The organism is Symbiopectobacterium sp., from assembly GCF_051710365.1.
Lineage (GTDB): Bacteria > Pseudomonadota > Gammaproteobacteria > Enterobacterales > Enterobacteriaceae > Symbiopectobacterium.
The window spans coordinates 1-11,274 of record NZ_JBPETA010000102.1 but is presented as its reverse complement, the minus strand read 5'-3'; the positions used below and the strand labels follow the sequence as shown (position 1 = coordinate 11,274).

9 protein-coding genes, 2 pseudogenes and 1 other annotated feature are annotated in these 11,274 nt (G+C 51.2%); of the genes and pseudogenes, 8 read left to right on the top strand and 3 right to left on the bottom strand.

Annotated elements, in window-relative coordinates:
- The first annotated feature begins 574 nt into the window (after nucleotides 1-574).
- The 8 genes from thrS (at nucleotide 575) to ihfA (ending at nucleotide 7,847) form a co-directional block, all read left to right on the top strand.
- Complete coding sequence (gene thrS, locus ACTBDZ_RS10710; protein ID WP_438815294.1) at nucleotides 575-2,503, top strand: threonine--tRNA ligase; 1,929 nt, start codon at nucleotides 575-577, stop codon at nucleotides 2,501-2,503.
- Between the two features lie 3 nt (nucleotides 2,504-2,506).
- Nucleotides 2,507-3,049, top strand: coding sequence for a translation initiation factor IF-3 (gene infC, locus ACTBDZ_RS10705; RefSeq protein WP_195313494.1), 543 nt, complete (start codon nucleotides 2,507-2,509; stop codon nucleotides 3,047-3,049).
- A gap of 97 nt (nucleotides 3,050-3,146) precedes the next feature.
- Nucleotides 3,147-3,344: a 50S ribosomal protein L35 gene (gene rpmI, locus ACTBDZ_RS10700; RefSeq protein ID WP_438815293.1), complete on the top strand. Its 198-nt coding sequence runs from the start codon at nucleotides 3,147-3,149 to the stop codon at nucleotides 3,342-3,344.
- A 42-nt stretch (nucleotides 3,345-3,386) separates the two neighbouring features.
- Nucleotides 3,387-3,743: a 50S ribosomal protein L20 gene (gene rplT, locus ACTBDZ_RS10695; protein WP_009112987.1), complete on the top strand. Its 357-nt coding sequence runs from the start codon at nucleotides 3,387-3,389 to the stop codon at nucleotides 3,741-3,743.
- A gap of 236 nt (nucleotides 3,744-3,979) precedes the next feature.
- Nucleotides 3,980-4,104: a sequence feature (Phe leader region), on the top strand.
- The gene (pheM, locus tag ACTBDZ_RS10690) at nucleotides 3,985-4,029 is read left to right on the top strand and encodes a pheST operon leader peptide PheM (RefSeq protein WP_195313495.1); all 45 of its coding nucleotides are present in this window, start codon (nucleotides 3,985-3,987) and stop codon (nucleotides 4,027-4,029) included. It overlaps the preceding feature by 45 nt.
- A gap of 55 nt (nucleotides 4,105-4,159) precedes the next feature.
- Nucleotides 4,160-5,143: a phenylalanine--tRNA ligase subunit alpha gene (gene pheS / locus ACTBDZ_RS10685; protein WP_264642493.1), complete on the top strand. Its 984-nt coding sequence runs from the start codon at nucleotides 4,160-4,162 to the stop codon at nucleotides 5,141-5,143.
- Nucleotides 5,144-5,158: 15 nt separating this feature from the next.
- Nucleotides 5,159-7,546 (top strand): phenylalanine--tRNA ligase subunit beta, encoded by a 2,388-nt coding sequence (pheT, locus tag ACTBDZ_RS10680; protein ID WP_438815292.1) that lies wholly within the window; start codon nucleotides 5,159-5,161, stop codon nucleotides 7,544-7,546.
- Between the two features lie 4 nt (nucleotides 7,547-7,550).
- The gene (gene ihfA / locus ACTBDZ_RS10675) at nucleotides 7,551-7,847 is read left to right on the top strand and encodes an integration host factor subunit alpha (RefSeq protein ID WP_009112984.1); all 297 of its coding nucleotides are present in this window, start codon (nucleotides 7,551-7,553) and stop codon (nucleotides 7,845-7,847) included.
- A 30-nt stretch (nucleotides 7,848-7,877) separates the two neighbouring features.
- On the opposite strand, the gene ACTBDZ_RS10670 is transcribed toward ihfA, so the two are convergent.
- From ACTBDZ_RS10670 to yddG, 3 genes and pseudogenes are all read right to left on the bottom strand, one after another.
- Complete coding sequence (locus tag ACTBDZ_RS10670) at nucleotides 7,878-8,288, bottom strand: nitrous oxide-stimulated promoter family protein (RefSeq protein WP_438815291.1); 411 nt, start codon at nucleotides 8,286-8,288, stop codon at nucleotides 7,878-7,880.
- Between the two features lie 160 nt (nucleotides 8,289-8,448).
- Nucleotides 8,449-10,166, bottom strand: a pseudogene (locus ACTBDZ_RS10665) (ABC transporter ATP-binding protein).
- Between the two features lie 79 nt (nucleotides 10,167-10,245).
- Nucleotides 10,246-11,136: pseudogene (gene yddG / locus ACTBDZ_RS10660) on the bottom strand (aromatic amino acid DMT transporter YddG).
- Between the last annotated feature and the right edge of the window lie 138 nt (nucleotides 11,137-11,274).

The window sequence follows — 11,274 nt, the reverse complement described above, 5'->3', positions numbered from 1 at the left end:
TTCAGTATTGGTGACAGACCACCACAAGTATCCAACCTCAATTCTGTTCACAAGACCATCGTTGATGTTCTCGGCGAGCGATACCGTCGAATTTATTCTTAAAGTAGGTGCGGAATGACGGTTTCATGGTTTCATCCTCAGTATTCTTATCAGTGTATTTGTGCGTAAATGTATAAAGTAATCTGTCTGTTGGGGCCAATTTCAGGCACCAATAGTGGATGAAGAGTACCGCTGACTTTAGTTAAATAAAGTGTTCTGCTTAACAAAACGAGGTCATGACCATGATAATTGTAGGGCAATTTGTGACCGGTAAGACAAACACGTTTTGATGTGTGGGAAAAGTGCGGTTATTTGACGCGCTAACGGACGTTGTAAGTGACTGGTTCATCCCTGCTAATGGTGGTAGCATGACGTTTGTCACCAATCCCACGCTTCGTGGGATTTTGATTTTGTGCCAGGTGTACCAATTTAACGACGGTTGGTTAGATGGTTACACAATGTTTTGAAAACTAAGTGAATTCATTTTCGTATGTGATCTTTCGTGTGGGTCACCACTGCGAATAAGGGAACTAGAATGCCTGTTATTACGCTTCCTGATGGAAGTCAGCGTCAATACGATCGTGCCGTTTCTCCTTTTGATGTGGCACTGGATATTGGTCCGGGTCTGGCGAAAGCCTGTATCGCGGGCCGCGTTAACGGTGAACTGGTGGATGCCAGCGATCTGATCGACTCTGATGCACAATTGGCGATTATTACCGCCAAGGATCAAGAGGGGCTGGAGATCCTGCGCCACTCTTGTGCGCATCTGTTGGGACACGCCATCAAGCAACTGTGGCCGGATACCAAAATGGCGATCGGCCCGGTCATCGATAATGGTTTTTACTATGACGTTGATTTAGATCGCACGCTGACGCAGGAAGATATCGATCTGCTTGAAAAGCGCATGCATGAACTGGCCGACAAAGATTACGATGTTATCAAGAAAAAGGTCAGTTGGCAGGAAGCGCGTGATGTCTTCGCCGCGCGTGGCGAGACCTATAAGGTCGCCATTCTGGATGAAAACATCAGCCACGACGATCGTCCCGGTTTGTATCACCACGAAGAATACATCGACATGTGTCGTGGTCCGCATGTGCCCAACATGCGTTTCTGCCATCATTTCAAATTGCAGAAAACCTCGGGTGCTTACTGGCGTGGCGACAGCAAAAACAAGATGTTGCAGCGTATCTACGGCACGGCCTGGGCAGACAAAAAACAGTTGGGTGCCTATTTGCAGCGTCTGGAAGAAGCCGCCAAGCGCGATCACCGTAAAATTGGCAAACAGCTCGACCTGTATCATATGCAGGAAGAAGCGCCAGGCATGGTGTTCTGGCACAACGATGGCTGGACAGTATTCCGTGAACTGGAAGCTTTTGTGCGCATGAAGCTCAAAGAGTACCAGTATCAGGAAGTGAAAGGGCCCTTTATGATGGACCGCGTGCTGTGGGAAAAAACCGGGCACTGGGAAAACTACAAAGAAGCCATGTTCACCACCTCGTCAGAGAACCGGGAATATTGCATCAAGCCGATGAACTGCCCGGGGCATGTGCAGATTTTTAATCAGGGGTTAAAATCTTACCGCGATTTGCCGCTGCGCATGGCCGAATTCGGCAGTTGCCACCGCAACGAACCGTCAGGCTCGCTGCACGGGTTGATGCGCGTGCGCGGATTTACGCAGGATGACGCCCATATCTTCTGTACCGAAGAACAGGTTCGTGCAGAAGTGAATAGCTGTATCAAGATGGTGTACGACATGTACAGCACCTTCGGCTTTGAAAAAATCGTCGTTAAGCTTTCCACTCGCCCTGAAAAGCGCATCGGTATCGATGAGATGTGGGATCGCGCTGAGCACGATTTGGCGGCTGCGCTGACAGAGAACGGGATTCCGTTTGATTATCAGCCGGGTGAAGGGGCGTTCTATGGTCCGAAAATTGAATTTACTTTGCACGATTGTTTGGATCGCGCCTGGCAATGTGGTACGGTGCAGCTCGACTTTTCACTGCCGGGCCGTTTAAACGCCTCTTATGTGGGCGAAAGTAACGAGCGCCAGGTGCCGGTGATGATTCACCGCGCCATATTGGGCTCCATGGAGCGCTTCATCGGTATTCTTACCGAGGAGTTTGCCGGATTCTTTCCAACCTGGTTGGCGCCGGTGCAAGCTGTGGTGATGAATATCACCGATGGACAGTCCGAATATGTCAGTGAATTGACGCGAAAACTGCAAGATGCAGGTATTCGTGTAAAAGCGGACTTGAGAAATGAGAAAATAGGCTTTAAAATCCGCGAGCACACTTTACGACGTGTTCCTTATATGCTTGTTTGCGGTGATAAAGAGGTGGAAGCTGGCAAAGTGGCCGTTCGCACCCGTCGCGGCAAAGATTTGGGAAGCATCGACGTTAACGAAGTGATCAAGCAGCTGCAACAAGAAATTCGCAGCCGTAGTCTTCATCAGTTGGAGGAATAAGGTATAAAAGGCGGAAAACGAGTTCAACCGGCGCGTCCTAATCGCATCAATAGAGAAATTCGCGCGCAAGAGGTACGTCTAACGGGCGTCGATGGCGAGCAGATTGGCATTGTCAGTCTGAATGAAGCGTTAGAGAAAGCCGAGGAAGCAGGTGTTGATTTAGTTGAAATCAGTCCTAACGCCGAGCCGCCGGTTTGCCGAATCATGGATTACGGCAAGTTCCTCTACGAGAAGAGTAAGGCCACCAAGGAACAAAAGAAGAAACAAAAAGTTATCCAGGTTAAGGAAATCAAATTCCGTCCTGGTACCGATGATGGCGACTATCAGGTCAAACTACGCAACCTGGTTCGCTTTCTGGAAGACGGTGACAAGGCCAAAATCACCCTGCGTTTTCGTGGACGTGAAATGGCGCACCAACAGATTGGTATCGAAGTGCTTAACCGCGTTCGTGACGATCTGAGTGAACTGGCAGTGGTCGAATCCTTCCCTACGAAGATCGAAGGCCGCCAGATGATCATGGTGCTTGCACCGAAGAAGAAACAGTAAGGCATTCAAGTAATAGAACCCGTGCGGTGTCCGCATCGCGCGGGTTTTGTTCGCCTTAGCTGATTCATTATATCAACAATGCGAAGTGGAAATTAACATGCCAAAGATCAAAACAGTACGTGGCGCCGCTAAACGCTTTAAAAAGACCGCCAAAGGTGGTTTTAAGCGTAAGCGTGCTAACCTGCGTCATATTCTGACCAAAAAAGCGACTAAACGTAAACGTCATCTGCGTCCGAAGGGCATGGTCTCCAAAGGAGATCGGGGCCTAGTTGTCGCATGTCTGCCGTGCGCATAAGTAACCTTTTTGAATCAAGAATAAGACTTTAGGAGAGAGCATATGGCTCGCGTAAAACGTGGTGTGGTTGCTCGTGCACGTCACAAGAAAATTCTGAAACAAGCGAAAGGTTACTACGGTGCCCGTTCGCGCGTTTATCGTGTTGCCTTCCAGGCAGTAATCAAAGCTGGTCAGTACGCTTACCGCGACCGTCGTCAACGTAAACGTCAATTCCGCCAGCTGTGGATTGCACGTATCAATGCAGCAGCTCGCCAAAATGGCTTGTCTTACAGCAAATTCATCAACGGCCTGAAAAAAGCCTCTGTTGAAATCGACCGTAAGATCCTGGCTGATATCGCCGTATTCGACAAAGTGGCATTCTCTGCACTGGTTGAAAAAGCGAAAGCAGCCCTGGCGTAAGCCAGTGGAAAGAGGGAGCGTTGCTCCCTCTTTTCGTTTAAGGAGACGCCAGTGTGTCCTTTCTGTCACATTGAGCGATATCTATAACGGTTGTGATTGACTTTTGATTCGCGTCGATTTCCAATAAGACAGTGCTGTTTGTAGTAACATTTTTACCGTAAACGTGTCCGCCGATAGGCTATTGGCGATAAACATCGACACTGGTGACGCACAAGCGTATTGACATTAAGGTAACGCAAGTATGACTACTGCTATTTTCCGTTTCTTTTTTTACTTTAGCACCTGATCTCAGGAGGCTTTGCGCGTAAGAAAAGAAACGAAAAATAGCGCTTGAAGCCTCCCGCCGGGAGGCTTTTTTGTTTGCGTTTGGTTCTAATCATGATAACTGGCCATACAGGCAGAAGAAGAGGAATGCAATGCCACATCTCGCAGAGCTGGTAGCGAATGCCAGAACAGCCATAGACGCGGCTCAGGATATTGCGACGCTGGATAATGTGCGTGTCGAATACCTGGGCAAAAAAGGGCATTTAACCCTGCAAATGACATCGCTACGCGATTTGCCCGCAGACGAACGCCCTGCGGCGGGTGCGGTCATCAACCAGGCGAAGCAGGATGTGCAAGAAGCGCTGAACGTCCGCAAACAAACGTTGGAGTCGGCGGTGCTGAACGCCCGTCTGGCAGAAGAAACCATCGATGTTTCCCTGCCGGGGCGCACCATGGAAAACGGCGGTTTGCATCCAGTCACACGTACCATCGATCGTATCGAAACCTTCTTCGGTGAGTTGGGTTTCTCGGTAGCCACCGGGCCGGAAATCGAAGATGCCTATTACAACTTCGATGCGTTGAATATTCCGGGGCACCACCCCGCGCGTGCCGATCATGATACCTTCTGGTTTGATGCTACGCGTTTACTGCGTACCCAAACGTCCGGGGTGCAAATTCGCACCATGGAAAAACAGCAGCCGCCGATCCGCATCATCGCGCCAGGCCGCGTCTATCGTAACGACTACGACCAAACCCATACGCCGATGTTCCATCAAATGGAAGGGCTGATCGTGGATAAAAACATCAGCTTTACCAACCTGAAAGGCACGCTGCACGATTTCCTGCGTAACTTCTTCGAAGAAGATTTGCAGGTACGTTTCCGCCCGTCCTATTTCCCGTTTACTGAACCGTCCGCAGAAGTGGATGTGATGGGTAAAAACGGCAAATGGCTTGAAGTGCTGGGCTGCGGCATGGTGCACCCTAACGTGTTGCGTAACGTTGGCATCGATCCGGAGGTGTACTCCGGTTTCGCGTTTGGTATGGGGATGGAGCGTCTGACCATGTTGCGCTATGGCGTAACCGATTTGCGCGCATTTTTCGAAAACGATCTTCGCTTCCTCAAACAGTTTAAGTAAGGCGGGTACAGTATTATGAAATTCAGTGAACATTGGCTGCGCGAGTGGGTTAACCCGGCGATCAGCAGTGACGAACTGTCAGAACAAATTACCATGGCCGGCCTGGAAGTGGATGGCGTTGAGGCAGTTGCGGGGGCGTTTCATGGTGTGGTGGTAGGCGAAGTCGTTGAATGCGGCCAGCATCCCAATGCCGATAAGCTGCGCGTTACCAAAGTTAACGTCGGCGGTGAACGTCTGCTGGATATTGTGTGTGGCGCACCCAACTGCCGTCAGGGGCTGCGCGTTGCTGTTGCAACGATTGGTGCCGTGCTGCCGGGCGATTTCAAAATCAAGGCTGCCAAACTGCGCGGTGAACCTTCTGAAGGGATGTTGTGCTCGTTCTCCGAACTGGGCATTTCTGAAGACCACAGCGGCATTATCGAATTGCCGCACGATGCGCCGATAGGCACTGACATCCGTGCCTATCTCGGGCTGTATGATAACGCCATCGAAATCAGCGTGACGCCTAACCGTGCCGACTGCTTGAGTATCATTGGCGTGGCCCGTGATGTTGCGGTGCTGAACCAACTGCCGCTGACGGCACCGGACATTACGCCGGTCGCCGCAACGGTTTCCGATACTTTCCCGATCCGCGTAGAGGCGTCTGACGCTTGTCCACGCTATCTGGGACGCGTGGTGAAAGGTATTGATGTGAAGGCGGCAACGCCGCTGTGGATGCGCGAGAAGCTGCGTCGTTGCGGTATCCGCTCAATCGATGCCGTGGTGGATGTGACTAACTACGTGCTGCTGGAGTTAGGGCAGCCGATGCACGCTTTCGATCTGGATCGTCTGGACGGCGGTATCGTGGTGCGTCTGGCGCAGGAAGGTGAAACCCTGACGCTGCTGGATGGTAATGAAGCGACGTTGAATGCTGACACCCTGGTAATTGCCGATCACAGCAAAGCGCTGGCAATGGGCGGTATTTTTGGCGGTGAACACTCTGGGGTTAACGGTGAAACCCGTAACGTGCTGCTTGAGTGTGCCTATTTCCATCCGCTGGCGATCACCGGCCGTGCACTCCGTCACGGCTTGCATACCGATGCCTCACACCGTTACGAACGCGGTGTCGATCCTGCGTTGCAATACAAAGCGATGGAACGTGCGAGCCAACTGCTGCTGAGTATTTGCGGTGGTAATGTCGGGCCGGTGATTGATGTAACCAATGACGCTCATTTACCTGCCCGCGCAACGATTACGCTGCGCAGAGAAAAGCTGGACCGTTTGATTGGGCATGTCGTCCCAGACGAACAGGTGAGCGATATCCTGACTCGCCTCGGTTGCAGAGTAGTACGCACCGATGCAGGCTGGACCGCCGTAGCACCGAGCTGGCGTTTTGACATGGAGATTGAAGAGGATCTGGTGGAAGAGGTTGCCCGTGTTTACGGCTATAACAATATTCCCAATATCCCGACCCATGCGCCGCTCACCATGACATCGCACCGTGAAGCTGCGCTTTCGCTCAAGCGCGTGAAAACGCTGCTGGTTGACCGCGGCTATCAGGAAGCGATTACCTACAGCTTTGTCGATCCTAAAGTGCAATCGCTGATTCATCCTGGTGAAGAAGCGCTGATTCTGCCAAGCCCGATTTCCACCGAAATGTCAGCAATGCGTCTGTCGCTGTGGAGCGGCTTGCTCGGGGCGGTGGTGTATAACCAAAACCGCCAGCAGAGCCGCCTGCGCCTCTTTGAAAGCGGTTTAAGATTCGTTCCTGATAGTCAGGATAAACTCGGTATTCGTCAGGATCTTATGTTAGCTGGCGTGATTACCGGGAATCGCTATGATGAACATTGGGATCTGGCGCGTCAGACGGTTGACTTCTATGATCTTAAAGGCGATTTGGAAGCGCTGCTGTCACTGATAGGTAAACTTTCGGAAATTGAGTTCAAAGCCGAATCGCATCCGGCGTTGCATCCGGGCCAGAGCGCAGCGATTTATCTGGCAGGGGAACCGGTTGGTTTCATTGGCGTAATCCATCCAGAGCTGGAACGTAAACTGGATCTGAATGGCCGTACTGTGGTGTTCGAATTGAGCTGGAACAAGGTCGCAGACCGCGTGGTTCCTGATGCGAGCGAAATTTCTCGCTACCCGTCGAACCGTCGTGACATCGCGGTTGTGGTAGCAGAAAACGTTTCGGCAGGCGAAGTTTTGTCAGAATGTAAGAAAGTTGGCGCAAATCAGTTAGTTGGCGTAAACTTGTTTGACGTGTACCGAGGCAAGGGCGTGGAAGAAGGGTATAAGAGCCTGGCGATCAGTCTGGTATTGCAAGATACCTCTCGTACACTGGCAGAAGAGGATATTGCCGCTACCGTATCACAATGCGTAGAGGCACTAAAACAGCGATTCCAAGCATCCTTGAGGGATTGAACCTATGGCGCTTACTAAAGCTGAAATGTCAGAATACCTGTTTGAAAAGCTCGGGCTGAGTAAACGGGATGCCAAAGAACTCGTCGAACTTTTTTTTGAAGAAGTTCGCCGTGCTCTGGAAAATGGTGAGCAGGTAAAGTTATCGGGGTTTGGTAATTTCGATCTGCGCGACAAGAACCAACGGCCGGGACGTAACCCTAAAACGGGTGAAGATATTCCGATTACGGCGCGCCGGGTGGTCACCTTCCGTCCAGGGCAAAAGCTCAAAAGCAGAGTCGAGAACGCCTCTCCCAAAGAGTAGTTCTTGCATGCAATTCACAAAAAGGCCGCTTCAGCGGCCTTTTTTTATGCCTTGATCGGGGCTCGCTTTCTGCGATTGATGTACCCGCGCCGTGGGGGCCTGCCGTGGCGTATATGCCGGTACGGGGCGGTGGTCATCAATTAGATGGCGTATTGCCAGGATAGGGTGGTGCAATAACATGCGCGGTCCCGACCAGCGCATAATGGCGCGAATCTGTTCACGCTTGGCCGGTTGATAGCAATGGATTGGGCAATGCTTACAGGCCGGTTTCTCTTCGCCAAATTGACAGCGTTCAAGGCGGTTGGTGGCATAGGCAGAAAGTTGCTGGTAGCGATCGTCGTTCTCCATCTCTGTGGGATGATGCTTTTCATACAGATCTATCATCAGCAGAACAGTGCGCAGTTCTCGCAGACGATATTTTCCCATCGGTTTTCGTGCCACGGTTGGCCTCTCATCCAGTCATTTTCATTAATGTATTTTAAATGCATTTTATTGGGTGAGACACCATGAATGCCAAAAAAGCGGGGAAAAAAGGGAGTAGGTAGGAAAACGGCGAGAGACAACACTCTCGCCTGAAGATTACGACATAGCGATGGAGCGGTTATGCCTGACCAAACTGGGCATGATGCAGACGGGCATAGCTGCCGCTGTTATCGAGCAGCGACTGATGACTGCCTTGCTCAATAATCCGTCCCTCATCCACCACCACGATACGATCGGCGTTCTGAATAGTCGCTAGGCGGTGTGCGATCACCAGCGTAGTACGTCCGCTTGATAGCTCGCTTAGCGATTGCTGAATAGCCTGTTCAGTCGCCGTATCTAACGCGGAGGTAGCCTCGTCCAAAATCAGAATTGGTGGGTTTTTAAGGAAAATCCGCGCTATGGATAAACGCTGTTTCTGCCCCCCGGAGAGTTTCACCCCACGTTCACCGACAACAGTATTCAATCCGTCTGGCAAAGTGGCGATCAGTTCATCGAGCTTGGCGCGCTGAGCGGCGTGCATCACTTCTTCATCGCTCGCACCCAATTTACCGTAAGCGATGTTTTCCCGGATGGTGCCACCAAACAAAAAGACATCCTGTTGGACGATACCGATCTGATGGCGTAATGACGCTTGCGTCATGTTTCGGATATCAATCCCATCGATGGTAATAGCACCTGCGTTTAAGTCGTAAAAACGCGGTAACAGAGAACACAGCGTGGTTTTCCCTGCGCCTGACGGACCAACGAATGCCACGGTTTCTCCTGCATGAATAGAGAGAGTTATGTCATGCAGCGTCGGTCGTTCTGGCGTGTAACCAAAACTAACGTGATCGAAACGGATATCTCCTTTCAGGTGCGTGACCGCACGGGCATCGGGGGCATCCTTGATATCAGGCACTGTATCAATCAATTGGGTGAAGCGCTTAAACCCGGCAATCCCCTTCGGATAGCTCTCCAATACGGAGGTTATCTTGGCAACCGGACGGAAGAACACTTCAATCAGCAGCAGGAAACCAATAAAGCCACCGTAGGAGAGTTCTCCTTGAATCACATACCATATGCCCGCCAGCATGATGATCAGTTGAATCAAGCGCGTGCTGAGATAGCTCAGCGTCAGGCTGGCGGTCATGATGCGGTAGGCTTGCAGTTTGATGGTGCGATAGTTCTCATTGTCCTGCGCGAACAGCGCTTTTTCATGAGACTCATTGGCAAACGCCTTAACCACGCGAATACCACCAATGCTCTCTTCAATGCGCGCATTAAAGTTACCGACCTGACCGAACAGACGTCGCCAGGTGTCGGTCATCTGTGCACCGTAGCGGCTGACCAGGTAGGTCATGAACGGTACAATGACCACGGTAATCATCGCCAAAGGAAGATGTACGGTAGCCATCAGGATAAAGGCATCAATAAAGGTCATGATGGCAAGGAACAAATCTTCCGGCCTGTGGTGGGCTACTTCGCCAACTTCTTCAAGATCTTTGGTTACATGGGTGATGATATGCCCGGTTTTCATATTATCGAAATAGCGGAACGGTAGGTTTTGCAGATGCTCAAAAGCCTGACGACGCATATCGGTTTCGATCCCGACACCCAGCGCATGTCCCCAGTAGTTGACGATGGCCATCAGCGCGGTATTGAGCAAGTAGACCAGCAGCAAAGCCACAGAGGCGAGTAAAATGAGTGACCAGTCCTGAGCCGGTAACAGCTTGTCGATGAACGCCTTGATGGCCATCGGGAAACCAAGCTCGAGTAAACCGGCGATGATGGCACAGCCAAAATCAAGAACAAACAGCCCCTTGTAGGGGCATAGTAAGCAAAAAAACGCTTTAACATACAATACGATGAAATGAGTTAAATAAATGTGAAACGCACTATAACAGGTATTGTCCGCTGAAGGGAGTGCGATAAAACCCTACTGTTTTTGTGTCTCTCGCGTGGCCCACCAACAGACCAATGAGCCCAGAGTAATCATGGCGACACCCTGCCAAAAGGCCAAATCAGGCACCGTATGCAGCCAGAGGGTGGCCAGCAGCGTTGAGAACACCGGCGTGAAATAAGATGCCGTCGCGAGCAATGTCATGTTGCCGCGTTGAATACCGGTATTCCAGGCAGAATAGGCGACGGCTGTTGATGCTCCCATAAACAGCAATTCCAGCCCGGTAGTGAGTGAAAATGCCATCGGCGGCCTGGCTGAGGCCGCGTATTGAATCCACAGCACAACGCTGACGGCGAAGAAGAACAAGGTATTGCCGCTTTTCCCCCGCGCGAGGCGCTTGGTGATATTGCAATACAGCGCCCAGGAAATGGCGGCAGCGAAGGCCAGGCCGTAGGCCAGCGGGTTGGTCAGAATGTTTTGCCACATCACTAATGGCGACCAGTGGCTTTCGCCCTTCATCATCCAGATGATACCGACCAGCGCGAGCGCGACCCCAATCTATAGCCCAAGGCTACTTTTTTGTTGGTTGATAAACACCGCGAACAAGAGAGTGAGACTTGGCCAAAGGTAATTGATCATGCCCATTTCCATCGCCTGCACGCGATTCGCGGCAAAGCCGATGGAGAGCGACAAGAAGATTTCGTAACAGACGAAAAGCAATCCACCGCCGAACAAATAGCCTTTGGAAAAACCGCGCAAAGACGGGAATCCGGAGAAGAGCACCAGACAGAGCGTACAGGTGCTGTATATCATCGCCGCCCCGCCGACAGGGCCGAGGGCTTCGGTTAAACTGCGTAACAAGCCGACAGAAGTACTCCAAAGCAGAATGGCTAACAGGCCTGCCAGAGTGGCGCGTTGTGGGGTCATATCCATGTTGATTATCTGTACTAGCTCAGACCTGATCTGACAGTTACCGGTTATTTATACAGGTGTCTGTCAGATTAAATCTGGTTCAGATTTTTTTCTGCCCAGACCCGTTTACCATCAAGTAATGTTGCCATTGGC